The 25,158-nt window shown below is 63.3% G+C and carries 23 protein-coding genes; 6 read left to right on the forward strand and 17 right to left on the reverse strand.

Features of this window, described 5'->3' with window-relative positions; genetic code table 11:
• Nucleotides 1–2 precede the first annotated feature (2 nt).
• Together GSQ75_RS03705 and GSQ75_RS03710 are read right to left on the reverse strand one after the other, a co-directional pair.
• On the reverse strand, nt 3–689 hold the full coding sequence (locus GSQ75_RS03705) for an ABC transporter ATP-binding protein (RefSeq protein ID WP_158753161.1): 687 nt from the start codon (nt 687–689) through the stop codon (nt 3–5).
• Between the two features lie 57 nt (nt 690–746).
• Nucleotides 747–1,988, reverse strand: a complete 1,242-nt coding sequence (locus GSQ75_RS03710; protein WP_158753162.1) for an efflux RND transporter periplasmic adaptor subunit — start codon at nt 1,986–1,988, stop codon at nt 747–749.
• Between the two features lie 157 nt (nt 1,989–2,145).
• Here GSQ75_RS03710 and GSQ75_RS03715 point away from each other — a divergent pair, with 157 nt between their 5' ends.
• The 3 genes from GSQ75_RS03715 to GSQ75_RS03725 all read left to right on the forward strand — a co-directional run bounded on the left by GSQ75_RS03715 (nt 2,146) and on the right by GSQ75_RS03725 (nt 4,896).
• Nucleotides 2,146–2,832 (forward strand): fumarylacetoacetate hydrolase family protein, encoded by a 687-nt coding sequence (locus GSQ75_RS03715; protein ID WP_158753163.1) that lies wholly within the window; start codon nt 2,146–2,148, stop codon nt 2,830–2,832.
• An 82-nt stretch (nt 2,833–2,914) separates the two neighbouring features.
• Entirely contained in the window at nt 2,915–3,325 is a 411-nt protein-coding gene (mscL, locus tag GSQ75_RS03720) for a large-conductance mechanosensitive channel protein MscL (RefSeq protein WP_158753164.1), read from the forward strand.
• A 131-nt stretch (nt 3,326–3,456) separates the two neighbouring features.
• The gene (locus tag GSQ75_RS03725; RefSeq protein WP_158753165.1) at nt 3,457–4,896 is read left to right on the forward strand and encodes a M20/M25/M40 family metallo-hydrolase; all 1,440 of its coding nucleotides are present in this window, start codon (nt 3,457–3,459) and stop codon (nt 4,894–4,896) included.
• Nucleotides 4,897–4,981: 85 nt separating this feature from the next.
• Here the strand turns inward: GSQ75_RS03725 and GSQ75_RS03730 are convergent, their stop codons facing one another.
• Complete coding sequence (locus tag GSQ75_RS03730) at nt 4,982–5,446, reverse strand: MarR family transcriptional regulator (protein WP_158753166.1); 465 nt, start codon at nt 5,444–5,446, stop codon at nt 4,982–4,984.
• 67 nt (nt 5,447–5,513) lie between these two features.
• Between GSQ75_RS03730 and GSQ75_RS03735 the strand changes: the two genes are divergently transcribed.
• Nucleotides 5,514–6,035, forward strand: coding sequence for an O-acetyl-ADP-ribose deacetylase (locus GSQ75_RS03735; RefSeq protein WP_158753167.1), 522 nt, complete (start codon nt 5,514–5,516; stop codon nt 6,033–6,035).
• A 7-nt stretch (nt 6,036–6,042) separates the two neighbouring features.
• On the opposite strand, the gene GSQ75_RS03740 is transcribed toward GSQ75_RS03735, so the two are convergent.
• The 11 genes from GSQ75_RS03740 to GSQ75_RS03790 all read right to left on the reverse strand — a co-directional run bounded on the left by GSQ75_RS03740 (nt 6,043) and on the right by GSQ75_RS03790 (nt 18,560).
• The gene (locus GSQ75_RS03740; RefSeq protein ID WP_174236689.1) at nt 6,043–7,755 is read right to left on the reverse strand and encodes a protein BatD; all 1,713 of its coding nucleotides are present in this window, start codon (nt 7,753–7,755) and stop codon (nt 6,043–6,045) included.
• The gene (locus GSQ75_RS03745; protein ID WP_158753168.1) at nt 7,755–9,659 is read right to left on the reverse strand and encodes a tetratricopeptide repeat protein; all 1,905 of its coding nucleotides are present in this window, start codon (nt 9,657–9,659) and stop codon (nt 7,755–7,757) included. Before GSQ75_RS03745 ends, GSQ75_RS03740 begins: the two co-directional genes overlap by 1 nt.
• A complete protein-coding gene (locus GSQ75_RS03750) occupies nt 9,656–10,642 on the reverse strand; it encodes a VWA domain-containing protein (RefSeq protein ID WP_158753169.1) in 987 nt (328 codons plus the stop codon). The genes GSQ75_RS03745 and GSQ75_RS03750 overlap by 4 nt, the downstream gene beginning before the upstream one ends.
• Nucleotides 10,635–11,171: a DUF4381 domain-containing protein gene (locus tag GSQ75_RS03755; RefSeq protein WP_158753170.1), complete on the reverse strand. Its 537-nt coding sequence runs from the start codon at nt 11,169–11,171 to the stop codon at nt 10,635–10,637. Before GSQ75_RS03755 ends, GSQ75_RS03750 begins: the two co-directional genes overlap by 8 nt.
• On the reverse strand, nt 11,168–12,103 hold the full coding sequence (locus tag GSQ75_RS03760) for a DUF58 domain-containing protein (protein WP_158753171.1): 936 nt from the start codon (nt 12,101–12,103) through the stop codon (nt 11,168–11,170). The genes GSQ75_RS03755 and GSQ75_RS03760 overlap by 4 nt, the downstream gene beginning before the upstream one ends.
• Entirely contained in the window at nt 12,100–13,095 is a 996-nt protein-coding gene (locus GSQ75_RS03765) for a MoxR family ATPase (protein WP_158753172.1), read from the reverse strand. The genes GSQ75_RS03760 and GSQ75_RS03765 overlap by 4 nt, the downstream gene beginning before the upstream one ends.
• A 183-nt stretch (nt 13,096–13,278) precedes the next feature.
• Complete coding sequence (locus GSQ75_RS03770) at nt 13,279–15,465, reverse strand: type IV pilus secretin PilQ (RefSeq protein ID WP_158753173.1); 2,187 nt, start codon at nt 15,463–15,465, stop codon at nt 13,279–13,281.
• Between the two features lie 56 nt (nt 15,466–15,521).
• The gene (locus tag GSQ75_RS03775; RefSeq protein ID WP_158753174.1) at nt 15,522–16,064 is read right to left on the reverse strand and encodes a pilus assembly protein PilP; all 543 of its coding nucleotides are present in this window, start codon (nt 16,062–16,064) and stop codon (nt 15,522–15,524) included.
• Nucleotides 16,061–16,723: a type 4a pilus biogenesis protein PilO gene (pilO, locus tag GSQ75_RS03780; protein WP_158753175.1), complete on the reverse strand. Its 663-nt coding sequence runs from the start codon at nt 16,721–16,723 to the stop codon at nt 16,061–16,063. Before pilO ends, GSQ75_RS03775 begins: the two co-directional genes overlap by 4 nt.
• A complete protein-coding gene (locus GSQ75_RS03785; protein ID WP_158753176.1) occupies nt 16,720–17,502 on the reverse strand; it encodes a PilN domain-containing protein in 783 nt (260 codons plus the stop codon). The genes pilO and GSQ75_RS03785 overlap by 4 nt, the downstream gene beginning before the upstream one ends.
• Nucleotides 17,502–18,560 (reverse strand): pilus assembly protein PilM, encoded by a 1,059-nt coding sequence (locus GSQ75_RS03790; protein WP_158753177.1) that lies wholly within the window; start codon nt 18,558–18,560, stop codon nt 17,502–17,504. Before GSQ75_RS03790 ends, GSQ75_RS03785 begins: the two co-directional genes overlap by 1 nt.
• Before the next feature lie 251 nt (nt 18,561–18,811).
• Between GSQ75_RS03790 and GSQ75_RS03795 the strand changes: the two genes are divergently transcribed.
• Complete coding sequence (locus GSQ75_RS03795; RefSeq protein ID WP_158753178.1) at nt 18,812–21,361, forward strand: penicillin-binding protein 1A; 2,550 nt, start codon at nt 18,812–18,814, stop codon at nt 21,359–21,361.
• 95 nt (nt 21,362–21,456) lie between these two features.
• Nucleotides 21,457–22,128: a hypothetical protein gene (locus GSQ75_RS03800; RefSeq protein WP_158753179.1), complete on the forward strand. Its 672-nt coding sequence runs from the start codon at nt 21,457–21,459 to the stop codon at nt 22,126–22,128.
• A gap of 78 nt (nt 22,129–22,206) precedes the next feature.
• Here the strand turns inward: GSQ75_RS03800 and GSQ75_RS03805 are convergent, their stop codons facing one another.
• The 3 genes from GSQ75_RS03805 to GSQ75_RS03815 all read right to left on the reverse strand — a co-directional run bounded on the left by GSQ75_RS03805 (nt 22,207) and on the right by GSQ75_RS03815 (nt 25,081).
• Complete coding sequence (locus GSQ75_RS03805) at nt 22,207–23,502, reverse strand: citrate synthase (RefSeq protein WP_158753180.1); 1,296 nt, start codon at nt 23,500–23,502, stop codon at nt 22,207–22,209.
• 273 nt (nt 23,503–23,775) lie between these two features.
• The gene (locus GSQ75_RS03810; RefSeq protein WP_158753181.1) at nt 23,776–24,030 is read right to left on the reverse strand and encodes a type B 50S ribosomal protein L31; all 255 of its coding nucleotides are present in this window, start codon (nt 24,028–24,030) and stop codon (nt 23,776–23,778) included.
• Between the two features lie 115 nt (nt 24,031–24,145).
• Complete coding sequence (locus GSQ75_RS03815; protein ID WP_158753182.1) at nt 24,146–25,081, reverse strand: nucleoside hydrolase; 936 nt, start codon at nt 25,079–25,081, stop codon at nt 24,146–24,148.
• Between the last annotated feature and the right edge of the window lie 77 nt (nt 25,082–25,158).

Here is a 25,158-nt window from a genome sequence, read left to right on the forward strand (position 1 = left end):
CCTCACGCCGTTGCCTGTTCGACCAGGGTGCCCTTGTCCAGATGCAGCGTATGGCTGGCGTACTCGGCCGCCTTCGGATCGTGGGTGACCATCACGATGGTCTTGCCGTGCTCGCGGTTGAGTTGCTGCAGCAGGCCGAGTACATCCTCGGCGGACTGGCGATCCAGGTCACCGGTTGGCTCGTCGCAGACCAGCAGAGTGGGATCAGACACGATCGCCCGGGCGATCGCCACACGCTGCTGCTGGCCGCCGGACAGTTCGCTTGGTTTGTGCGTGGCGCGATCGGCCAGCCCCACCAGCTGCAAGGCTATTGAGGCATTCTTCTTGCGCTGGGCACCGGATAGCTTGGTGAGCAGCAGCGGCAGTTCCACATTACGCTGCGCCGACAGCATCGGCATCAGATTGTAGAACTGAAAGATGAAGCCAACATTCGACGCGCGCCATTTTGCCAGTGCGCCGCCGCCGAGCTGATCGATGCGCTGACCGCCCACCGTGATGCTGCCGGCCGTCGGCGTATCGAGGCCGCCGATCAGGTTCAGCAAGGTGGTCTTGCCTGAACCCGATGGCCCCATCAGCGCCAGGAAGTCGCCTTCGGCGATCGCCAGGTTGACGTGGTGCAGCACCTCGACCTTCTGCTTGCCGCGCTCGTAGGTCTTGGCGAGATTCTGGATATCGATCAGTGTGCCCATGTGTTTCTCCGGATACCTTGTGTCTGTCGCGGCTGAAGCCGCTGCAAAAGAATGGCTCTATGGCGTTGCGGTTTTCGTCTGGACGTCCGAACCGTCGTGCAAGTCGGTGGGCGGCGAAATCACCACGCTGTCGCCCGGCTTCACTGCCGCCGGCAGCAGGCGCAGTTCGCCATAGGCTTGTGCGGTCGGGTTCACCGTGCGCTGTTTCGCCTGAGCGCCCTCGACCACGAACACCACGCTATGCCCGTCGCGCTGCACGATCGCCGTAGCCGGCACCAGCACACCTTGCGGCGCCTGTGCGGCGGCCTGCGGCTTCACCTCGAGGAACGACACGCGCACACCCATGTCGGGCACGATGCGTGCATCCTTTTTCTCCAGCGCCACGCGCACCTTGATGGTGGCCTTGCCACGATCGGCAGTCGGCACGATGGCAATGACATGGGCAGGAATCTTCCAGTCGGGATAGGCGTCCAGTACCGCCTCCGCCGACATGTCCGGCTTGACCCGACCGATATAGGCCTCGTTGACGTCGACGTCCACTTCCAGCGAATCCATGTCGACGATGGTGCCCACGCCGGTGCGGGTGAAACCGCCGCCGGCGGAGAATGGCGAGATGATCTCGCCGACCTGCGCGTCCTTGGTGGTGATCACGCCGGTGAACGGCGCACGCACCACGCAGTAATCGAAATTGACTTGTGCCTCGGTGACCTGGGCGTCATAGGAAATTGCCTGACGCTGCTGCGATACCAGCTGTGCTCGCGTGCTGTCGGCCAGCGTCCGGGCTTGCTCGGCGACCTGCCTGGCCACGAGACCTTGTGCGGCCAGGGTGTCGTCTCGTGCAGCGTCGCGCAGGTTTTGCGCCAACTGCGACTGGAATTGTGCAACCAGTGCGTGTTCGGCTTCGGCCGCTGCCTTGGCGGCATCCAGCGCCGACTTGTAGGCACTGTCGTCCAGCCGCGCCAGCACCTGATCCTTGGTGACGTGGTCACCTTCCTCGATCAGCACCGCGGTCAGCGTACCGGTGATCTGCGCGGACACGGTCGCCTGCCGACGCGCCGTGACATAACCGGTGGCCTGGAGCACCGCACCGGCTTCACTGTCCGACGTGGGTGTTACCGCGACAGCCGTCTGCACCGGCACGGGACGATGTCCGAGCAGCATCCAGCCGGCGCCACCCAGCAGCAACAGGATCACGACGATAACGCCGATGATCCATGGCCAGCGGCCGCCGCCACCGTCGTGATCGTCACGCTGATGGCGCTCGATGCGCAGTTCCTTCAACAGATCGGTGTTGCTCACCCTTACTCCCTGCCCGGCCCCGGCCGGTTGCTCGACAAGTACAAGACTGGCTGATCAGCTGAGGCGCCATCAGGGTGCAGCATCAGCCATCGTCAATGACAGCTGTCACCCATGCAAGCCCCAGTCATCCCCTTGATCAGTTTGCTACGCTTGCGCCATGACCTACACGATTGTGCCACCAGCCCTTCCCAGCCTGCCGATCATCGGCAGCGATCAGCGCTTCCCGATCCGCCGGGTGTTCTGCATCGGCCGCAACTACGCCGAGCATGCCCGTGAAATGGGCGCCAGCGTGGACAAGTCCGCGCCGATGTTCTTCTGCAAGCCAGCCGACGCGGTGGTCAGCGACGGTGCCGACGTACCTTATCCCTCAGCCACTACCGACCTGCATCACGAAGTGGAAATGGTGGTGGCGCTCGGCAGCGGCGGCCACGACCTCACACCGGAACAGGCCGCCACACTCGTATGGGGCTACGGTGTAGGGCTGGACCTGACCCGCCGCGACCTGCAGGCGCAAGCCAAGGCCAAGGGACATCCGTGGGACGTGGCCAAGGCGTTCGACCATTCCGCACCGGTTTCCGCACTGCGCCCGGCTGCTGAAGCGACGCTGGATGCGAACAGTGTGCTGCAACTAAGCGTCAACGGCGAGCTGCGCCAGCGAACCACCCTGGGCGAAATGGTGCACGGCGTACCGCAAATAATTGCGGCGCTATCGACGCTGTTCGAGCTGAAAGGCGGCGATCTGATCTTCACCGGCACACCGGCTGGCGTTGCTGCATTGCAACGCGGTGACCGCTTCCACGCCGAGCTGATCGGGGTTGCCGAATTGGATGGCCAGATCGTCTGAATTCATGCGCCACGCCCTGTGCTCAACGATATTCCTGCGCTAAAGTCCATAGGCCATTCGGCCCAACCTACGGAGAAAAAGCATGAGCATGCTGCAGGAATTCAAGGCTTTCGCCATGCGCGGCAGCGTCGTTGATCTGGCGGTCGGTGTGGTCATCGGCGGCGCGTTCGGCAAGATTGTCAGTTCGTTGGTCGACAAGATCATCATGCCGCCAATCGGCATGCTTACCGGCGGCATCGATTTCAGCCAGTTGAAATGGGTACTCAAGCCGGGCGATGACAGTGATCCGAAGCACAAGATCGCCGAAGTGGCTGTTGGTTATGGCGACTTCATCAATACCGTGATCACCTTCCTGATCATCGCTGCTGCGATCTTCCTGGTGGTCAAGGCAATCAACAGCATGCAGAAGAAACAGGAAGCAGCTCCGGCGCCACCACCGGCTGACGTGGTCCTGCTCACCGAGATCCGCGACCTGCTGAAGAACAAACCGTAAGGCAACACCGCACCCAAGGGCCGGGCCACCAGTGTCCCGGCTCTTGTCGTTTCCACGGCAGGCATGACTTCTGGCCTAAGCGATACCTGGCAGCAGCGCCATAATCGGTGTTTACCCTGCGGAGTAACCCGATGCGCCATCTTCCCCTCACCCTGCTCGCTGCCAGCCTGATGCTGGCCACCGGCATCGCCAGCGCCGCCAGTATCACCACGATCCCCGCTGCAGCCGTAAAGACGGCCGAACAGCTGCGCAACAAGGCCATGCATGACGACACCGGCTACCGGGTCGTCGCATCACTGACCACCGAGGTCGGCCCACGCATGGCCGGCAGTGATGCCGATCCGCGCGCGCGCGCATGGGCCATCGCCAAGTTCAAGGCACTCGGCTACGACAAGGTCTATACCGAAGCGGTGACGTATCCGTTGTGGGTACGTCGCAGCGAGCACGGCGCGATCGTCGCGCCGTTCCCGCAATCGCTGGTGCTGACCGCGCTGGGCTACTCGGCCGGCACGCCGAAGGGTGGCCTAACCGCACAGGTAGTGAAATTCGACAGCCTGGCCGCACTGAAGGCGGCCGACCCGGCCAGCGTGAAGGGCCGGATCGTCTACATCGGTTACCGCATGCAGCGCCACAAGGATGGCCACGACTACGGCATGGGTTCGGCGGTCCGCACCGCCGGGCCGGTGATCGCTGCCTCCAAGGGCGCGGCGGGCTACCTGTTGCGCTCGGCCGGCACCGATGCGAATGAGCGCATTGCGCATACCGGCGTCACCGGCTTCACCGATCCGGCCAAGGCGATTCCCGCCGCGGCGCTGTCCAATCCCGACGCCGACCAGCTGGAACGCGTGCTGGCCTACGGCAAGCCGGTCGTGGTGAAGCTGGATCTGGACTGCGGCATTGTCGGCGAGTACACCGGCGCGAATGTGATCGGCGAGATCACTGGCAAGAAATATCCTGACCAGGTCGTTGCGATCGGCGGTCATCTGGACTCATGGGATCCGGGCACGGGCGCAATCGACGACGGCGCTGGCGTGGCGATCGCGATGGCCGCCGGCAAGCTGATCCACGACCTGCCGCAGCGACCGGATCGTACCATCCGCGTGATCGCGTTCGCCAACGAGGAGATGGGCCTGTGGGGTGGCAAGGCGTATGCCGAGAAGCACGCCGCCGACGTCGGCAACTTCCAGCTCGGCACCGAGTCCGATTTCGGCTCCGGCCCGGTCTGGCGCATGAGCGCCAGCGTGAAGCCCGAGGCACGCGATGCGATCGGGCAGATCGCCAAGGTACTGGCGCCAATCGGCGTGGCCTACGATGCCAAACTCCCTGGCGGCGGCGGCTCGGATCTGTCGCAGATGCATGGCAAGGGCATGGCCGCGTTGTCGCTGACCCAGGACGGCACGGACTACTTCGACTGGCACCACACCTCCAACGACACGCTCGACAAGATCGACCCGCAGCAGCTGGCGCAAAACATCGCCGTCTATGCGGCCTTCTCATACATGGCCGCGCAGGCTGATGGTGACTTCGGTTCCGCGCCGGGCGCATTCGCCAAAGACGGCGCCGGGGAATAAGGCCTCACGCAAGCCAGCATTAAAAAAGGCGGCCCATGGCCGCCTTTTTTAATGCCACCGACTACACGACCTGCAAACCCCGGTTTCAGGTTGACTGGGCGGCTTCGCCCGGCAGCTGCTCCAGCGCCAGCAGGTTGTCCTTGATCCGGCCGATCACTGCCAGCGCCTGCTGCAATTCGTCGTAGTCGATACCACGAGTGGAATCCTTGCGCAGGTCGCGGGCGATCAGCTCCATATCGTCGATGATCACCCGCGCCTGTTCGGTGGTGTAAAGCCGCCAGGCACGGCGGTCCTTCGGATCAGCACGGCGCTCGACGAAACCGGCGGCCTGCAGACGGTCGATCACCCGGCCCACCGCGATCGGTTCCATTTCCAGATATTCGGCCAGTTCGGTTTGCCGCAAGCCCTCGCGGTGATACAACATCTTGGTCGCTCGCCACTGCGCCCGGGTCAAGCCGAACTTCACCGCACGCCGGTCGAAGTGCTTGCGAAACAGCAAGGTCACGTCGTTCAGCAGATACCCGAAGGAAATGTCTTCCGTACTCGCCATGATCCGTTGCAACCTCTGCGTACCCGAATGTACGCCTGAAGCATAAGCCGCCACCCTCGCCGAAACCATGCCCATCAAGGCCATCACCGCCGACATCACCACGCTGCGCATGGATGCCATCGTCAACGCCGCCAACCCGAGCCTGCTCGGCGGCGGCGGCGTGGATGGCGCGATCCATCGTGCGGCCGGACCAGCCCTGCTTGAAGCCTGCCGCGCCCTGCCCGAATCCGCGCCTGGCATGCGCTGCCCAACTGGCGAAGCGCGCATCACAGCTGGCTTTGCACTACCCGCGCGCCACGTGATCCATACCGTGGGACCGATCTGGCATGGCGGCGGTCACGACGAGGCGTGGTTGCTTGAACGCTGTTACCGAAACGCGATGCGCCTGCTGCGCGAACACGCCGGGCACACGATCGCGTTCCCGGCGATCAGCTGTGGCGTCTACGGCTATCCATCCGCGTTGGCTGCTGCGGTGGCCGTGTATGCATTGCACGATGAGCTTGCCGATGATGCCGCCACCGAGGTCACCTTGTGCTGTTTCAGCGATGCCATGCGCGCAGTCTTCCAGCACGCGCTCGATACCAAGTAACCCGTACTCAATGCAGCTTGAACGGGTACAGCGGCGGCAGCACTGCATCGTCGTCAGTCCCATCGATGGCGCGCCACATGAAACCGCGTTTGAACACCTCGACCAGACTTTCTTTACCCTTGACGACCGGCGCGCCAGCGTAGTGGCGCTGCTGCAGGGTGGCGATCGCTGCGCGCTGCGATTCGTCACCCAGCGCCGCCGCCAGTTCGCCCAGGTGCTGGATTGCCGGTCGCTCCGCACGCGCCCATGCCAGCAAATTGTGCACTTGCAACGACGTGTCGCTGCCGCAGGCCGCGGCGATGAAGGCCTGCTGGCATTCGCGCGCCGACGTGTGCGTTGGCATCGGTGTTGGCATTGGTGCAATGCTTACGCTTGCCGCACGGCGTCGGCGCCACAGCCACCACGCCAATACGCTGAGCAGCCACAGGCCGATGCTGGCCAGGGCTATCCAGCGCCATGGCGTGGCCGGCGCCACGGTGGTCACCCTGGCCGTCGACGCCGGCACGTTTGCCGCCGTGCTTGCTGCAGTCGCTAGCGGGCTGGCCGGAGTGGCAGCACCGCCGATCGCCGGCAGGATGGTGATGCTGCGCGCCGGGATCTGCGCCACTTCCATGCGGTCGGTCAACACGTTCCACCATTTCAAGGTGGTGGCGGGAATGGTCAGCGTACCGGCGCGCTCCGGCACGACTGCAAATGCCTGCTGACGCCAGCCAATGATCCACTGACCATCGTTGTGATTGCCGCTGGCCGGCTTGTCCGGATACACCGTGGCGCCATCCAGTGGCGGCAGACTCAGCGCGGGCAGCGCCTCGTACGACAGGCCGGTCGCCTGCAGGTTCATGGTGAGGTTCAGTGGCTGGCCGACCCGCGGCGAATCCTGTGCCGTCGGCAAACCGTCCAGGCTCAGGTTCAACTGACGCGCCGGCAGCCACGCGATCTTGCCCCAGTCGGCCGGGGCGGCCTGCACCTCGATGGCCTGTGCCGGCGCACTGGCCGAGACCGGGATGCTGGCACCGAAGAAGCTGTTGGGATCATTTGGATCGATCGCCGCGCCCTGGAAATCCACGGCGGGAATGTCGATGTGCCCGGCACGCTGCGGGATCAGTGCATAGCGCTGTTCCAGCACATGATAGGTGCGGCCGCCACGCTCGGCATCGTAGTTCAGGCCGTTGCCAAGCTGGCTGATCTCCACATTGTCGACCTGCGGCGGCGCAGGTGCATCGCCGTTGATGCGGTTGGCGTAGTACAGCCGCACGATGTAACTCAGCTGCTGGCCGACGTAGCCGTGTGCCGGCTCGACCTGCGCCTCCATGAAGACGTCCTTGTGCGTGGTGGCAGCTGTCGCCGGATCGGGCGCGCTCACCTGAAGCTGCAACGGTGCCGTCTGGCTGCCAGCCACGCTCAGTGCGGGAATCTGCAAGTCGCCGACATGCTTCGGTCGCAGGGCGATGCCGAATGTCATCGAGGAAGTCGCCGCGCCATTGACGACGCTGAGGCTGCTGTTCTGTGAGGTACCCAGGATGTCGAAGTCGTTGGCCAGCGCGTGCAGGTCGGGCACGTCGACGTTGCCGGCGCTGCCGTTGATGCGCAGGTTCAGCGTCACCGTCTCGCCCAGCTGCACGCTGTCGCGATCCAGACTGGCCGTCACATCAGTGGCATGGCCGAGTGCCGGAATCAGCAGCAACACCAGCAACCATCCTGCAATGAATCGTCGAAACATCACGGCTGATCATCCTCGTTTGGCGCGCCGCCGTGGCGCTGCAGATATTCCAGTTCGAACTTGCGCCGCAGCAGCGCGCCGGGATCATCCGGTACACGTTCCAGGGCCTGGCGCAGATCCGCCGGCAGCTTTGATTGCGGATCGTCCTTCGATATCGAACCGAGTTGATGGGTCGGCGTGCCTTGCTGATCCTTCGGCTGCCCTGCCAGCGCCTGATCCATCTGCTGCTTCAGGGCCTTCTGGACCTGCTCGGCCTGGGCCTTCTGTTCGGCCTGCTGCTGCGGAGTCAGCGGTTTGGGCTGATCACCGGACTGATCCTTGCCGGAGCGATCATTGCCCTGTTGGTCCTGCGCTTTCGGCTGCCCATCCTGGGCCGCCTTGTCGGATGGCTTGCCGCTGCCCTGCTCGGACTTCTGGTCCTGCGACTGTGGTTTATCCGCCTTGTCATCCTTGCCCTGCGTGCCGGATGAGGACTGGCCCTTGTCGCCGCTCTTGCCCTGTTGCTGTTGCTTGTCCTTTTGCTGGTCCTGTTGCTTTTTCTGCTGCTGGTGCAACCAGTCCTCGATTGCCTGACGATTTGCCTTGGCGTCGGCATTCGCGGGATCGAGTTTCAACGCATGGTCGTAGGCAGCAATGGCCTGTTGATACTGACCTTGCTTGGCCAGTGCATTGCCGAGGTTGTATGCCGGATCGCTGCCGGGCGCATGCTGCAGGGACTGCGTTGCACTGGCATAGTCGCCGGCACAATACGCGGCCACGCCACGCCACGCCGGATTACGCGCAAGCTGCTGCGCCTGCTTCGCATTGCCGCTGCGCAGCGCCTGCGCCGCCTGCTGATCGGGGCGCTGCCACAGGTCATGCCAGGTGGTTGCCTCGGCCGTGGCCGGCAACAGCGGTAGCAGCACCAACGGCAGCAACAGCAACCAGCCGCGCCGGAATGCCAGCGCCACGAGTGGCAGCAACGGCAACAGCAGCCACGGACCGCGGTCCTGCCATTCGTCACCGCTCTGCCCGCTTGCCACGGTAGCCGGCCCGGCATGCAACTGCGTCTGCAATGCATCGATATCGTCGTGCCCTGCGCTCATCGGCACATAGCGGCCGCCACCAGCGCTGGCCAGCGCGGCCAGTGCGGCGTCATCCCGGCGGGCCAGCACCATGTTGCCTTGCGCGTCTCGCAGGAAGCCACCGTCGGCCACTGGTACCGGTCCACCTTGCGGTGTACCCACGCCGAGCACGGATACCCGTACACCGGCAGCGATGGCCTTGCGCGCAGCGGCATCTGCCGCTGCATCGGCCTGGTCGGTGATCAACACCAGCGAGCCGCCACTGGCGTTGGCGTCATGAATCAGCGCCACGCCGCGTTCGATTGCCAGCGCCGCGTTGTTGCCGTCCACCGGCATGGTGTCCGGCGCCATCGCATCGAGCAGGTCATCGAGGCTGTTCGCGTCGGAGGTCAGCGGCGCCACCACGAAGGCTTCCCCTGCATAGCCGATCAGCGCGTTCAACCCATCGCGATTGCTGGCCAGCAGGTCGTGCGCCTTGTAGCGCGCGCGATCGAGCCGGCTCGGCGCGACGTCGCGCGACAGCATGTGCTGCGACAGTGAGATCGCCACCACCTGCGCCGCACGGCTCGCATACAGCGGTTGCGCGATGCGGCTCCAGCTGGGGCCGGCCAGCGCCAGCGCGCACAGCATCCAGCCCAGCACAAACAACCACAGCGGCAGGTTTCGGTTGCCGGCGCGGCCACGCAGCAGATGCGGCAGCAGGTCGGCATCGACCAGCCGCGACAACTCCAGCTGCGTCACGTTGCGCCGCGTACCGAGCCAGCCCAGCAACGGCAAGGCGACCAGCATTAGCAACCACCATGGCCGCATGAAATGGAATTGTTGCAGCGCCTCGTTCACGCAAGCTGCTCCGGTGCGCGGCCAAACTGGCGTGGCACGATCACCAGCAATAGCAACACGATCGCAGCCAGCAACGGCCAGCGGAACAATTCATGGCGCGGCCGCAACGTCGGCCCGTGCTGCGGCATGGGCTCCAGCGCATCGACCGCGCGGTAGGCATCCGCCAGTTGATTGCCGTCGGTGGCACGGAAGAACTGGCCGCCGGTTTCCTTGGCGATCGTGGTGAGCATGTCCGCATCCAGATCCGCCGAGGGATTGACCAGCTGGCTGCCGAAGAATCCCGGCACGCGCATCTGCGTGGCGCCAATGCCGATGGTGTAGATACGCACACCAGCGGCCTTGGCCGCACGCGCTGCCTCGCGCGGCGAAATGCTGCCGGCATTGTTGACGCCGTCGGTGAGCAGCACCAGCACACGGGCCTGCTCGGGCAACGCCGACAGCCGCTTCACCGCCACCGCGATCGCATCGCCGATCGCCGTCTCCGTACCGGCCAGTCCCACCGCTGCACCCTGCAATTGCGCACGCACGGCCGACAGATCGTAGGTCAGCGGGGTCACCAGGAAGGCCTGGCTGCCGAACAGGACCAGGCCCATCTCGTCGCCACGGCGGCGATCGATGAAGTCACCGGCAATCGCCTCGACCGCACCGAAGCGGCTGATCGATTGCCCCGCCAGTTCCATATCCGGCGTCCGCATGCTGCCGGACAAATCCACCGCCAGCATCACGGCGCGTCCACTGCGCTGCTGGGCCTGCGGTGGTCCGATCCATTGCGGGCGCGCCGCTGCGGTCAGCAGGCACAGCCATGCCAATGCCAGCAACCAGGGTACGATACCGTGCGCGGCATTGCCGCCCACCGTGGCTAGTTGCAGCCCCGGTTGCGGCAGATGCAAGGCCTGCCCCGGTGCCGCTGGCCGCAGCCAGCGACGCAGCAGCCACGGCAACGGCAGCAACACGATCACCCAAGGCCACGCAAACTCAGGCATGGGTGCGCTCCGCTGCCGGCGGCTTCCATATCGTCGGTTTCAATGCCAGACCTAGCCACTGCCGCACGGCCGCCACGGCGGCGGCATGATCGAACGACGGCTGCGGGCGATAGATCGCCTGTTCCAACATCAGCAACCGATCCAGTGTGATCGCATCGATCGGCACCCTTGCCAGCGTCTGCCGCCACGCTTCGCCACGCTGTTGCGTGGCCATTGCATCGTGCCGGCGCGCCACGCGTCGCAGCAGCTGATGCAAGCCGTTCGCCAGCGCCGCCTGATCGCCGTCGAACTGATGCCGGCGTGCAAGTGCGTCGAGTTCGAGCAGCACTTGTTCACGTCGCCAAACCACACGCCGATGCCGTCGCCATAGCCAGACGCCAAACAGCAGCAACGCTAGCAGCAACACGGCCAGCACCCACCAACCCGGTGCCGGCGGCCACCACGATGGTTGGGGTGGCAGGTGGATATCACGCAGGCTGGGGCCCGCTGGTGCAGCCGCCGCGCCAGGCTGGATAGCCTGAGTAGTCATCGCGTCGACCTCGCGGCGCCGAACAGGCCCGTGATCGATTCAAGCGGGTCAGCCACGGTATCGATGCGGCTACAACGCAGATTCAGTGATTGCGCCAACTCGCCAAGCCGGGCCGAGCCGGCACCGAGTACACGCTGGAAGTCGTGGCGCTGACGCTCGGACTGCAGCAGCACTTCGCTGCGCTCACCGGCATGCTCCAGCGGATAGCGGCCGGCCGGTGCCAGTGCGAGTTCCAATGCATCGGCGACTACCAGCACGCTGACGCTAGCGTGTCGGGTGAGATCGAGCAGGCGCTGCCGCGCCGACGCATCGCAGCTGAAGCCATCGCTGATCAGCAACACGCGGCTGGCACCATGCAGCACACGGCTGGCACGCGTCAGCGCGTCGGCTAGCGGCTCGATCTTGTCTGAAGATGGCTGCGCGTCCCAATTGGCCAGCGCACCACATACCGCCAGCGCACCGTGTGGGCCGGGCTGTGGGCGCAACAACTGCTCGGCATGGCCAAACGCCATCACCCCGACCCGCTCGCCGGCGCGAACCGCATACCAGGCGGCGCAGGCCGCCGCGCGCGCCGCCTGTACCGATTTGAAGCGCGCCCGCGTACCGAAACGCATGCTGGCGTGGGTGTCCAGCAGGATCAGCAGGCAGCCTTCGCGATCCTCCTGGAACAGCTTGGTGTGCAGCTTTCCACTACGCGCGGTCAGGCGCCAGTCGAGCCGGCGCACATCGTCCCCGGCCTGGTAGACGCGCGACTCGGCGTAGTCCATGCCGCGGCCGTATAGACGGCTGGACTGCTGACCGCTGCGCGCCGCACGACTGAGCAACGGCGCCATGCGAACACGACCGACTCGCGCACGCAGCGCGATCAGTTCGGCCAGCGACACCTGGCTACGACCATCGCCATCCGCACGTTGTGATGCGACAGCGTTCACGGCAGCGGCACGAGATCCAGCAGGCGATCGATCACTTGATCCGGCCGCACACCTTCAGCTTCCGCCTCGTAACTGAGCAGCACGCGGTGACGCAGTACCTCGTGAGCAATGGCATGCACATCTTCGGGCAACACATAGTCGCGGCCGGCCAGCCACGCCATGGCTCGCGCACAGCGGTCGAGGGCAATCGTTGCACGAGGGCTGGCGCCCCACGCAATCCAGCGCTTCAGCTCGGCGCCGTAGCGACCGGCATCACGCGTGGCCAGGACCAGCTGGGTAAGGTATTCCTCCAGTGCTGGCGCCATATGCACCGCCATCGCCGCATCGCGTGCCGCGAACACGTCGGTCTGGTTCAGCAGGGCCGGTGGCGCGATCGCGGGATGCGCGCGACGACTGGCCTGCTCGCGGGCCAGCTTGAGTATCGCCAGCTCGGCGACGGCATCGGGGTAACCGATCGTCACGTGCATCAGGAAGCGGTCGAGCTGGGCTTCCGGCAAGGTGAACGTACCTTCCTGCTCGATCGGATTCTGCGTCGCCATCACCATGAACAGGTCTGGCAACTGCCAGGTGCTGCGACCCACGGTGATCTGCTGCTCGGCCATGGCCTCCAGCAGTGCCGACTGCACCTTCGCCGGTGCCCGGTTGATCTCGTCCGCCAGCACGATGTTGTGGAACAACGGCCCACGCTCGAATTCGAAACTGCCTGTTTGCGGACGAAACACATCGGTACCGGTGAGATCCGCCGGCAACAGGTCGGGCGTGAACTGTACCCGATGAAAATCCGCCTTGATCCGGGCCGCCAGCGCCTTCACCGCAGTGGTCTTGGCCAGGCCTGGCGCGCCCTCGACCAGCAAATGACCGTCGGCAAGCAAGGCGACCAATAGGCAATCGATCAGATGCGGCTGGCCGATCACGCAGCCTTGCAGCTCATCGCGCAATCGCGCGAAGACCTGCTGCAGGCGAGTCTGGGATTGGGCTTCGGGTATATCCATTATCAGTTTCCGTGGTCGGTGTATACCGCTTAAACCAGGCTTGCCAGAGGCAGCATGGACTTCAGCGGCGTGCTACAGACCATAAACGATGCCAGAAGTTTAACCAGCGGCTGGCGCTGCCAGGACAACACAAAAAGAGAGGCGGCCGAAGCCGCCTCTCTTTTTGTTCGAATTACGTAAAACTTACTGCAATGTGCTGCTGAGAATGCGCGGCGTCACGAAGATCAGCAATTCAGCCTTTGTATCGCCACGCGTCGTCTGCCGGAACAGCGCACCGAGAACAGGGATGTCCCCCAGACCCGGTACTTTGACGATCGTGTTGGTCTTGTCAACCTCGTAGATACCGCCAAGCACCACGGTTTGCCCATTGTCCACCAGCACCGAGGTGTTGATCGAGCGGGTGTCGATGGTCGGCACCTGGCCGCTGCCCGGAACCGTGATGTAACCATCCAGCGCATCCTTGGTGACATTGATCGTCAGATAGACGCGGTTGTCCGCCGTGATCGTCGGGGTCACCTTCAACTCCAGTACGGCATCCTTGAACGCCACCGTGGCGGTGCCGCTGCCGGCGCTGCCCCCGGAGGTGTTCTGGAACGTGACGTAACCGATTTCCTGACCTTGGCGGATATCCGCCTCGACATTGTTGGCGGTGATCACCCGAGGACTGGAAATAACTTCACTGGTACCTTCGGTCTGTGCCGCGGAAAGCTCCAGATCCAGCGAATAATTGGCGCCGAGTATCCCCAAGCCAATGCTTCCGGAAGGGCTGCCAGAGCCAGCAGGCAGATTGACGTTGAGTCCACCGGTAGTGCCACCGCCCAGGTCAGAGCCACCGATCGAGACCACATTGCCGCCGCCGACGCCTGTCTGCAAGGACGTGGTGGCGGTAGTGGAATTCGAGAACGAAGTATTATTCTGACGACCGTTCACGCCGAACTTCGCACCCAACTCGCGGGAGAAGGTATCCGTGGCGATCACAATGCGTGATTCGATCAGCACCTGCTGCACCGGCTTGTCCAGCACGGCAATCAGATCACGCAGTTCCTTGACCTTTTCTGGTGTGTCGTTGAGTAGCAGCGTGTTGGTGCGCACGTCGAAGGAGACGCTGCCGCGGGTCGACAGAAAGCCGCGATTGGCGGTGGAAGAACCACCACCGCCATTTTGAGCTTGCAGGGCGCCGGACGTCAGCAGTTTGGCGATGTCCGAGGCCTTGCCGTAGCTGATCGGCACGTAGTCGGTGACCAGCTCTGCCGTGTCTTGCGCCTTCAGCTTGGCGTTGGCAACGTCCTCCTCGTACTTGGCCAGCTCGGCCTGCGGCGCCACCCAGATAACATTGCCATTACGGCGTTTGTCCAGGGTTTTGGCACGCAGGATCACATCCAGGGCCTGATCCCACGGCACATTGACCAGCCGCAGGGTGACGCTGCCGCCAACGCTGTCCGAAGCGACCAGGTTGAGCTTGGATACATCAGCGATCAATTGCAGCGCCGAGCGCACCGGGATGTCCTGGAAATTGAAGGTGACACGCGAACCGCTATAGCTCGGCTCCTGGCCGATCTTGGCGAGCATGGCCGCCTTGGAGGTATCGGCTTTCTTTGGCGCCACTTCGACCACGTACTGATCAGGAGTCTGGTAGGCCGAAGTATCAACATCGCCCTTGACCGCGATTTCCATGCGGGCACCGCCACCTATGCTTGCATGGGTGACGACGGATTGCACCGGCGTGGCGAAATCCAGCGTGTCCAGGCGCTGTGCGAGATTGGCTGGCAGGTTGGCGTGATCGATCGTGACCAGCAGTTTGTCGCCTTTGCGGGTCATCTCGGCATTCGCGCCGCTGCCGCTGAAGCTGATCAATACACGACCTTCGCCATTCGGGCCACGGCGGAAGTCGATATTGGAGATCGCCGGGCCATTTGATGCTGAGGGCAATGCCTTGCTCGGATCGATTGTGGCCGCCGTAGTCACGGACTGATCTGAAGTACCGTTGTTGATGGTCAGCACCAGGCTGTTGCCTTCGACCCGCGAGCGATAGCTCGACTCGCGCATCAGTTCAATCACCACCCGGGTACGGCCGCCGGCCTCGACCGCTGATACGCCGGAGGTCGAGCCCTTGCCAATGTCGAGGTGGCGTGCGGCTGCATTGTCAGTATCGGGAAAGTCGATTGCAATGCGTGGCGGGTTGCCGGTGGTGAAGATCCTCGGTTGCGGCACCGGGCCACTGCCGAAGTCCATATGCAACTGGACACTGCCACCTGGCAGTGTGTCGTAGCTGATGTTCTTCAGTGTGGTGCTGGCTGCCATCGCGGCGCTGGCCCAGGTAGCACTGGCGATCAACAGGCCCATCAGCATGTAACGGCTCGCATGGCGCATGACACGGCCCCGGACGGATTGGATTTGGTTGGTCATTAGCATCAGCCCCTGTCTACCTATTTCGCGTCGAGCGCGATGCTGGCCGGACGTTCCATCCAGCCACCATTACCGTTGGATACCAGCTCGACCAGATCAATATGGTCATCGCTGATGGCCGTGACGTGCCCGTAGTTCTGGCCCATGTATTCACCGACGTGGACCCGATGGATCACTGCACCCGGATCCTTGACCAGTACTTCCAGGCTGCTGCCGGTACCAAGCGTGCCGACCATCTTCAGGGTGTCGAGGGAAAACATCTCCAGCGGCTCCCTCGGACGGTTGGCGTCTGGCCGCGGACCGTTGCTAGCGTTGTTGTTCTGCAGTTCAACCGTGCTCGGACTGAACGGATCGCGCTTGTCCTGATCGTCGTACTTGAATGTCTCGAACGTCTTGATCACTGGCAATGCCGGGATCGGCGCACCCTTCTTGGCTTTTTCCTGCGCAACCCAGTCGCGCAGATCCGACATGCCGCGGGTACAGCCGCTCAGAACCATCGCAATACCGAGCATCAGCAGCAGTCGCGCCACATGGGCCGGCTTGATGGCAGCAAACTTGTTCATTTCTGCCCCCCTGCCTTGGCGTTGCTCTTGATCGCAGCTGCGCTCTCTTCGTCATCCAGATAGCGGTAGGTCTTCACGGTGCCCTGCAGAACAAGTTGACCATCCGCAGGAGCGGCGCCGCCCTTGGTTGCCGTCTTCGGGGTCAGCGAGACATCGTGCAGGGTCAGGATCACAACCCGTGGCAATGAGGCCACACCGCTGATGAATGTACCGAACTGGTGATAGGTACCCGTCATGCGCAGGGTGATTGGCCTCTCGGCGTAAAAGTCCTTCGGCGTCTCAGGGCCCGGCTGGAATAGCTCGGTTTCCAAACCTGCCGACAACGCAGTCTGCGAGATATCCACCAACAGCTCGGGCATTTCTGTTCTGCTGGGGAGCTGACGCAGCAGCTGACGCAGCATGTCCTGCATCTCATCGAGCTGCTGCTGCAATGCCTCAAGGTTGACTGCCTTGGCCTGCTTGGTCGAAAACTCCTGCTTGAGGCCCTCTTCCTTGCTGGCCAGCGAGGTCAGGCTGTCCTGCTGACCGCTGACAAAGAAGTACCAGCCCACCAGCAATACCACCGCAAACACCAGCACAGTGAAGAAGATCTTGACCGATTGCGGCCAGCCACCGACGTTGTTGCGATCCAGGTTGCGGATGTCATCGAGGAACTTCATGGCTTGGTTCCTCCCGTAGTAGCCGCGCTCACCGGATGGGTTTCTGGCTTGACCGCTACGGACGCGCTGGTCGACTTTGCTGGCGAGCTACTGACCGGGGTGCCCGTGGGAGTGCCCGTGACTGCCTTGGCCGGATTCCCGAGTGGCGCCGGCGCGGAAACAGCAGCGGCTGGCACGCTGGCAGCGCTGCTCGCATCGGCAGGAACCGAGTCGCTGCCGCTCTTCGCATCGTCAGCCTTCGGTCGGCTCAGCGCTACGTCCAGACCAAAGGTGTATGGCATGCGGGAGGAGTCATGGCTGTTTTCGGTCTTGCGCAGGTCCGCGTGCCCCATCCAAGGTGAGACCTCGATGTTGCGCATGTATTCGGCGACGCTGGCGTTGGACTGTGCCACGCCGTCGAGAGACATCGACTGACCGCTCTGCTTCAGACCGGAAAGGCGTGCACTGGAAGGGATCGTCCGCACCAGCTCGTCGAACAGGTGCACCATCTGCGAGCGGTCGGCCTGCAGCTGTTCGATGATCTGCTTGCGTGCAAGTAGATGCGCGCGCACCGTTTCCAGATCCTTGATCTTGGCGATGCGCACGTCCAGCTGCTTGATTTCAGTCTGCAGGTACGTGTTGCGGTCGTTCTGATTATCGATGCGCTGATCCATCCAGAACACCCATATCAGCATGACGGCGAATGCTGCCACGAATGCAGCGGCGAGCTGCATATAGAACTCGCGCTCCCGCTGTTTGCGTCGTGCGGCGCGCCACGGTAGTAGATTGACGTGTGCCATCAGTCGAAGCTCCTCATGGCGAGGCCGACCGCGATCATCAATGCCGGAGCGTCCTGGGCCAGCGACTGCGCCTGTACCCGCGGCGAAAGCGACATGCGAGCCAACGGGTTGGCGACAACGCAGGACACGCCGAGCTGCTCTTCCAGCATCGGCCCCAGTCCTTCGATCGAGGCGCAACCACCGGCCAACACCACCTGATCCACCTTGCTGTATTCACTGCCGGCAAAGAAGAACTGCAACAGACGGCTGATCTGCTGGATCAGCGACTCCTTGAACGGTTCAAGTGCTTCGGTTTCATACGATTCGGGCAGACCACCCTTGCGCTTGGCGCGGCCGGCCTCCTCGTAGGAGAGCCCGAAGCGACGCATGATCTCGTCGGTGAGCTGCTTGCCACCGAAGACCTGTTCGCGCGAATAGATGGTGCGCTGGTTGCGCAGCACGGACAGCGTGGTCATGGTGGCACCGATGTCGACCACCGCCACCAATGCATCGCGTCCGACATTGAGCTGGTCAGCGACCATCGCGAACGCGTTTTCCATCGCGAACGCCTCGACATCGATCACGCCGGCGGTGAGTCCGCCCAGATCCAGCGCCGCCACGCGCATGTCGACGTTCTCGGTACGCGAGGCCGCCAGCAGTACGTTATTCATGTCGGGGTTGTCGCGCACCGGTCCGACCACCTCGTAGTCGAGGCTCACTTCGTCGATCGGGTACGGGATGTACTGGTTCGCCTCGACTTGGATCTGGCCTTCCAGATCGTCGTCGGAAAGCTCCCCAGTCATCGGGATGATGCGGGTGATCACAGCCGACCCCGCCACCGCGGCGGCTGCATGCTTGAGCTTGGAACCCGAGCGCGCCAGCGCGCGGCGGATCGCATCGCCCACCGCCTCGACCTCGACGATGTTCTTCTCGACCACGGCATTGGGTGGCAATGGCTCGACCGCGTAGTGCTCCACGCGGTAACGCCCGCCCGCTTGACTTAGCTGCAGCAACTTGACGGCAGTCGAACTGATGTCGACACCAATCAGCGCCGGCTTCTTGGGTGTAAAGAGCCCCACGGTGTATCCCCCTTGCCCCTAGCGCCCCAACCAGAATCCTGGCGGGATGCGCAGTGGCATTAAATCGAAAAATTAACGCAATGGCAACGGTCTACAAGAACTTTCTCAAGTAATTCGCGTGATGTCCAACACAATTGCGGATTTACCTAGTTTGGCGCGACCCTTGCTTTAGCCGACTACACCTCATGTGCAGAATACTGCTACATCTATACTCTGCCATGTTTTGACTCAGGTCTCGCTATCCCCACACCATGCGAATTTTGAAGCGTTTGTTGCGCTGGGCATTGATCCTGGCCTTTTCCGGTTTGCTCCTGGCAGTTATAGCGATAGGTGTGGCGTATTGGCTGGTAGCCCCCAGACTCCCCTCGGTGGCGGTTCTCAAGGACTACCACATGCAGGTACCGCTGCGCGTGTTGAGCGCCGACGACAAGCTGATTGCCAGTTTCGGCGAAACACGACGCATCCCGGTGGCGATCGCCGACGTGCCGGACCTGCTCAAGCACGCGGTGCTCTCGGCCGAGGATGCAGACTTCTACCATCATCCCGGCGTCGACTGGCATGGCATCGTGCGTGCCGGCTGGCATGTCGTGGTGACTGGCGGCGACAAGGGCCCCGGTGGCTCGACGATCACCCAGCAGGTGGCGCGAAACATCTTCCTGAGCCCTGAAAAGCTGTACTCGCGCAAGCTCACCGAGATCTTCATCGCACTGCGCATCGAACACGAGCTGAGCAAGGATCAGATCCTCGAGTTGTATCTCAACAAGATGTTCCTCGGTCATCGCTCCTACGGCGTGGCCGCGGCTGCGGAGTATTACTACGGCAAGACGCTGGATCAGCTGACCGTGGCCGAATGCGCACTGATCGCCTCCACCTTCCAGCTGCCTTCGGTGGTCAACCCACTCAACAGTCCCAAGCGCGCGATTGCCCGACGCAACTGGGTGCTGGGGGAAATGTTCAGGCATGGCTACATCACCAGGGCGGTGTATGAGCAGGCCATCGCCGAGCCAAATCACGCTTCCCCGCACGAACAGCCGATCGAGGTGGACGCACCCTATCTGGCGGAGATGGTGCGCCGGCAAGTACTCGACCGCCTGGGCAATGATGCGCTGACCGAAGGTTACGTGGTCAAGACCACGGTGCAGAGCAGCCGTCAGCAAGCGGCACTGGAAGCGCTGCGCAATGGCCTGACCTCCTACGATCATCGGCATGGCTGGCGTGGACCGGAAGCACATCAGGATCTGCCCGCCGAGGCCAGCGAACAGGATTACGACAACCTGCTATCCAGCTATACCGTCATCTCCGGGCTGCAGCCCGCACTGGTCACGGCCAGCAGCGCGAAGGAAGCCACTGTTTACCTGGCCAGCCATGAAAGCGTGAAGCTCGACCTAGCCGCTGTCAGCTGGGCCCGCCCGCATATCGACGAGAACCGTGTCGGTGCCGCACCCAGCAGCGTCGACAGCGTGCTGAAGCGCGGCGATATCGTGCGGCTGTCGCGTAACAACAAGGGCGACTGGCAACTCGACCAGATTCCGGCCGCCCAGGCTGCGCTGGCCTCGATCAATCCGGAAGACGGCTCGATCCAGGCGCTGGTCGGCGGCTTCAATTTCGGGCGCAGCAAGTTCAACCGCGCCGTGATGGCAGCGCGCCAGCCTGGCTCCAGCTTCAAGCCGTACCTGTATTCGGCGGCCTTCGAACGGGGTTTCACGCCGTCCTCGATCGTCAACGACGCGCCACTGGCGCTGCCAGATCCCTCGCTACCCGGCGGCATCTGGACGCCGTCCAATGATGACGGCAAGTTCGCCGGCCCCATGCGCCTGCGCGAAGCCCTGCTGCAGTCGAAGAACCTTGTCTCGGTGCGCCTGCTCGATGCCATGGGCCTGCGCTTCGCGCGCGAGTACGCCACCCGTTTCGGCTTCCCGCTTGGCGCGCTGCCGTCCAATCTTTCGCTGGCCCTCGGCACGGCCTCGGTATCGCCGATGGGTATGGCACGCGGTTACGCGGTGTTCGCCAACGGCGGCTATCTGGTCACACCGTATTTCATCAGCGAGATCGACGATCGCAATGGCAAGCCGGTGTACTTGGCCAATCCCGCTCGCGCCTGCAGCAACTGCCAGGAACGCCTGCTCGACACGAGTCCCCCAGGGCCGCCGCCGGCCGACATGCTCAAGACTCCGGCCAACGACATTGTCGCGTCCAGTACGGCCCAGGCACCAGCTGAAGCCAGCAGCATCGATGGCACGGGCGTCGCGGTACTGCCTGCGGACGTCCACGGCGAGAACAGCCACCCGCCCGTGCTCGCCCCTCGCGTGATCGACCCACGCAACGACTACCTGGTCACCTCGCTGATGAAGGACGTGATCGCCAGTCCCCGTGGCACCGGCTACGCCGCCAAGGCGCTGGATCGTGCCGACCTGGCCGGCAAGACCGGTTCCACCAACGATCATCGTGATGCCTGGTTCGTCGGCTTCAATGGCGACCTGGTAACTGCGGTATGGGTCGGCTTCGACGATTTCAGCGCACTGGGCAAGTCCAACGGCGTCGGTGAATTCGGCGCCCAGGCCGCCTTGCCGATCTGGATGGATTACATGGGCGCCGTGCTGAAGGGCCTGCCGGAGAACACCTTGCAGATGCCGCCCGGCATTAGCACGGTGCTGATCAATCGGGACAACGGCTTGCCGACGTCGCCAGGCGATCCCAACAGCATGAACGAGATCTTCAAGGTGGAAGATGTTGATCGCCTGCGCGCACAAGCCACCCAGCAGGACCAGCAGGATCAGCAGCACGCCTACGATATCTTCTGAACCCTGGATCTTCCGACCCCCGATCTTCTGAACTTTTGGCCGGCCGCTTCGGGTAAGGTGTAGGCCGCCGGTTACCGAACGATGAGGAGTACGCCATGTCGCGAGGCGAACATCACCGCATCCATGCGCATGATCGAGTACAACGCAACCGGTTGCGCATCGCGCAGGAAGCCGCCCGCCTGATGAGCGAGCACGGCATTCGCGACTTTCATCACGCCAAGCTGAAGGCCGCCGAACGACTCGGCATCCTCGACGCGCAGGCGTTGCCGCGTAATCTGGAAATCGAGCAGGCGCTACGCGAACACCAGCGCCTGTTTCTCGCCGACAGCCAGCCACAGCTACTGCGTCAACGACGAGAGGCCGCCATCGAGGCGATGCAATTCCTCGTCGCGTTCGAACCACGCCTGGTCGGCGCCGTGCTCGAGGGCACCGCCGACGCGCATTCGGCGGTATGCCTGCATGTGTTCAGCGATGATCCCGATGCGGTCGGGCTGTACCTGCGCGAACACGGAGTACCGATCGAGACGCAGACCCGGCGCCTGCGCTACGGCCGCGATGAGCAACCCGAATATCCGGTGCTGCTGTTTGCCGCCGACGAGTTGCCGTTCGACCTGACCGTGCTGCCACGCGACGCCCTGCGCCAGGCGCCGCTGGATCGGGCCGATGACCGGCCAATGCGCCGCGCCTCACTGGCGCAGGTGGAAATCCTGCTGGCGGAAGATTCCGACGACGTGTTCGAACAGCGGCTCACGGCCGCGTTGCGCTGAGCCCGTTTCGCCAGACCCCAACACACAAACGCCCCGATCAAAGTCGGGGCGTTTGTCTTGCGGCAATGGAACCGTCGATCAGCGCTTGGCGGACGGCACGTAGTCACGCACACCGGCGCCGGTATAGATCTGCCGCGGACGACCAATACGCGATCCCGGCGTTTCGTGCTGCTCGATCCAGTGCGAGATCCAGCCAGCGGTGCGCGCGATCGCGAACATCACCGTGAACATCTCGGTGGGGATGCCCAGTGCCTTGTAGATGATGCCGGAATAGAAATCAACGTTCGGATACAGCTTGCGCTCGACGAAGTACTCGTCCTTCAGTGCCGCCTCTTCCAGCTTCATTGCCACATCCAGCAACGGATCGTTGACGCCCAGCTCGGCCAGCACCTTGTGGCACATCTCGCGGATGATCTTGGCGCGCGGGTCGAAGTTCTTGTAGACGCGATGGCCAAAGCCCATCAGGCGGAAGCTGTCGTTCTTGTCCTTTGCGCGCTTGACCGCGGTCTCGACATTGTCGGGTGTGCCGATTTCCTTGAGCTGCTTGAGCACAGCCTCATTGGCACCGCCATGCGCCGGACCCCACAACGCGGTGATACCGGCAGCAACCGACGCATACGGGTTGGCACCGGTGGAACCGACCAGGCGCACGGTCGAAGTGGATGCATTCTGCTCATGGTCGGCGTGCAGAATGAACAGCAGATCCAGCGCCTTGGCGGCGACCGGATTCAACTGCAGCGGCTCGCTCGGCACCTCGAACATCATGTGCAGGAAACGCGTGACGTACTCGAGGTTGTTGCGCGGATAGCGCATCGGCCAGCCCACCGAATAACGGAAGCAGGCGGCCGCTATGGTCGGCATCTTGGCAATCAGGCGGATCGCGGCAAGCTTGCGATCGGCCGGGTTCTCCACATCCAGGTCGTCGTGATAGAACGCCGACAGCGACGCGACTGCCGCGGCAAGCATTGCCATCGGATGCGCGTCGTGGTGGAAGCCCTGGAAGAAGTTCTTCTGCGCCTCGTGCATCATCGTGTGATGCGTGATCTGGTGCTCGAAGCCCTCGAACTGCGTCTTGTCCGGCAGCTCGCCATTGAGCAACAGGTAGGACACCTCAAGGAAACTGGACTTCTCCGCCAGCTGCTCGATCGGGTAACCGCGATAAAGCAGTACACCCTCGTCGCCGTCGATGTAGGTGATCGCGCTCTTGGTACTGGCGGTACTGCCGTAACCGGGATCGTAGGTAAAATGGCCGGTGTCCTTGTACAGCGTGCCGATGTCGATGCAGGCCGGACCGAGCGTACCGCTGATCAGCGGCAGCTCACTGCTGCGGTTATTCGACTCATCCACCAATTTGACGATCTTGGAATCGGACACGGAAACCTCCTTCATGTGGGTCACCACCGGCGGCAACCGCGATGACGGCGCTGTCCGGCGAGGGAATGCTTGGCATCGCACGCCGGGGAAAGCATGCGATGCAACGGACGCCGAGGGCGTCTGACACTCACCATTATCGCACAAGGCCCTGCACACATTCGATGGCGAATGGTCGAATGGCGGGCACGAAAAAACACGGGGCAAGCCTGCGCTCGCCCCGTGTCTCGAATCGGATCTGGCTGGCCATCAGATAACGATGACCATGCAGCCGTTTTATTCCTTGGCAGCGCCCGCGTAGCGGCGACGGAACTTGTCGACGCGACCGCCAACGTCTAGCGTCTTCTGCTTGCCGGTATAGAACGGGTGCGAATGGCTGGAGATATCCACCTTGATCAGCGGGTACTCGTTACCGTCTTCCCACTTGATGGTTTCCTTGCTGGACATGGTCGACTTGGTCAGGAACGAGAAGTCGGACGACAGGTCCTGGAAAACCACCGGGTTGTAGTTCGGATGGATATCAGGCTTCATGACAGGCTCTAAAGCGATGGTGACAAGAGCGGTATTGTAACGAGGAATCGACCGTTGCCGCAAGTCTGAGGGGCCATTCGGCGGGATGACCCAGCTGACGCAGGCCCGCAACCGATCAGGCTTCCGCCCCCAAGGCGCGTCGCACCATCGCGGCAAAGCGGGACTGGTCCACTTCCAGCACGATGTTCGCCTGGGCTGGCCGATCCAGCCGCCCGGCCCAGTCGACCACGGTGGCGCCGCGGGTCAGGCGCCCATCCAGCTCCACTGCCACCGCGCGCATCTCGCTGCGGGTGACGATCGACGGGTCGATGGCCACCGCCATCGCCAGTGCGTCGGCGGCGATCACCCCGCTGCGATCATGCTTGGCGTTGTAGCGGCGCGCGGTGGCGACGATCTGCGCAAAGAAATCGGCGCGATGGTCACCGGCCGCCAGCCAGCGATCGAATTCGGCATCGTCGAATGCATGCCGCAAGGTAGCCTCCCAGTCGACCAGATCGAACGACGGGAACGCCTCGAATACCACGTGCGCCGCCTCCGGATCGAAGCCGACATTGAACTCGGCCGGCACGTTGCCGGTGTTGCCGTGACCGGTCACCGCGCCGCCCATCACCACCAGTCGCGCCACCCGCTCGGGCAGCGTGGGGTCGAGCCGCAGCGCCAGCGCGAGATTGGTCAGCGGCGCCAGCGCCACCAGGGTCAGTTCGCCGGGGCGCTCGCGGGTCAGGCGCAGCAGGGCCAAGGCTGCTGATTCGGCGGTCGGTACAGCTTTCGGCTCGGGAAAGCCGATGTCGCCAAAACCATCCGCACCATGCACGAACGCGGCATCCTCCTCCGGCGCACGCACCAGTGGCGTGGCACAGCCGGCAAACACGGGAGTGTCGGCGCCGAGCAGATCGACCAGCGTGCGCGCATTGCGCACGGTATGCCCGAGTCCCACATTGCCGGCAGCAATGCTCAGGCCGGCGATATCGGCATGCGCGTGCGCCATCAGGATGGCCAGCGCGTCGTCCACGCCGGGGTCGGTATCAATCAGCAGTTGCGGTTTGCTCATCAGGTGTCAGTCGTGTCGATGCAATGGAATAGCTTAGATGGAACAGGTAGTTCGGAATAGCCTGCGACCTGCCGCCG

The sequence above is a fragment of the Dyella sp. S184 genome, assembly GCF_009766065.1.
In the GTDB taxonomy this organism is placed as follows: domain Bacteria; phylum Pseudomonadota; class Gammaproteobacteria; order Xanthomonadales; family Rhodanobacteraceae; genus Rhodanobacter.

Coding starts and splice junctions, on each gene's coding strand:
- GSQ75_RS03705 (WP_158753161.1), bottom strand. CDS start 689: ATGGGCACACTGATCGATATCCAGAATCTCGCCAAGACCTACGAGCGC.
- GSQ75_RS03810 (WP_158753181.1), bottom strand. CDS start 24,030: ATGAAGCCTGATATCCATCCGAACTACAACCCGGTGGTTTTCCAGGAC.
- GSQ75_RS03740 (WP_174236689.1), bottom strand. CDS start 7,755: ATGTTTCGACGATTCATTGCAGGATGGTTGCTGGTGTTGCTGCTGATT.
- GSQ75_RS03715 (WP_158753163.1), top strand. CDS start 2,146: ATGACCTACACGATTGTGCCACCAGCCCTTCCCAGCCTGCCGATCATC.
- pilO (WP_158753175.1), bottom strand. CDS start 16,723: ATGAAGTTCCTCGATGACATCCGCAACCTGGATCGCAACAACGTCGGT.
- GSQ75_RS03750 (WP_158753169.1), bottom strand. CDS start 10,642: ATGCCTGAGTTTGCGTGGCCTTGGGTGATCGTGTTGCTGCCGTTGCCG.
- GSQ75_RS03730 (WP_158753166.1), bottom strand. CDS start 5,446: ATGGCGAGTACGGAAGACATTTCCTTCGGGTATCTGCTGAACGACGTG.
- GSQ75_RS03725 (WP_158753165.1), top strand. CDS start 3,457: ATGCGCCATCTTCCCCTCACCCTGCTCGCTGCCAGCCTGATGCTGGCC.
- GSQ75_RS03765 (WP_158753172.1), bottom strand. CDS start 13,095: ATGGATATACCCGAAGCCCAATCCCAGACTCGCCTGCAGCAGGTCTTC.
- mscL (WP_158753164.1), top strand. CDS start 2,915: ATGAGCATGCTGCAGGAATTCAAGGCTTTCGCCATGCGCGGCAGCGTC.
- GSQ75_RS03775 (WP_158753174.1), bottom strand. CDS start 16,064: ATGAACAAGTTTGCTGCCATCAAGCCGGCCCATGTGGCGCGACTGCTG.
- GSQ75_RS03800 (WP_158753179.1), top strand. CDS start 21,457: ATGTCGCGAGGCGAACATCACCGCATCCATGCGCATGATCGAGTACAA.
- GSQ75_RS03770 (WP_158753173.1), bottom strand. CDS start 15,465: ATGCGCCATGCGAGCCGTTACATGCTGATGGGCCTGTTGATCGCCAGT.
- GSQ75_RS03755 (WP_158753170.1), bottom strand. CDS start 11,171: ATGACTACTCAGGCTATCCAGCCTGGCGCGGCGGCTGCACCAGCGGGC.
- GSQ75_RS03785 (WP_158753176.1), bottom strand. CDS start 17,502: ATGGCACACGTCAATCTACTACCGTGGCGCGCCGCACGACGCAAACAG.
- GSQ75_RS03735 (WP_158753167.1), top strand. CDS start 5,514: ATGCCCATCAAGGCCATCACCGCCGACATCACCACGCTGCGCATGGAT.
- GSQ75_RS03815 (WP_158753182.1), bottom strand. CDS start 25,081: ATGAGCAAACCGCAACTGCTGATTGATACCGACCCCGGCGTGGACGAC.
- GSQ75_RS03795 (WP_158753178.1), top strand. CDS start 18,812: ATGCGAATTTTGAAGCGTTTGTTGCGCTGGGCATTGATCCTGGCCTTT.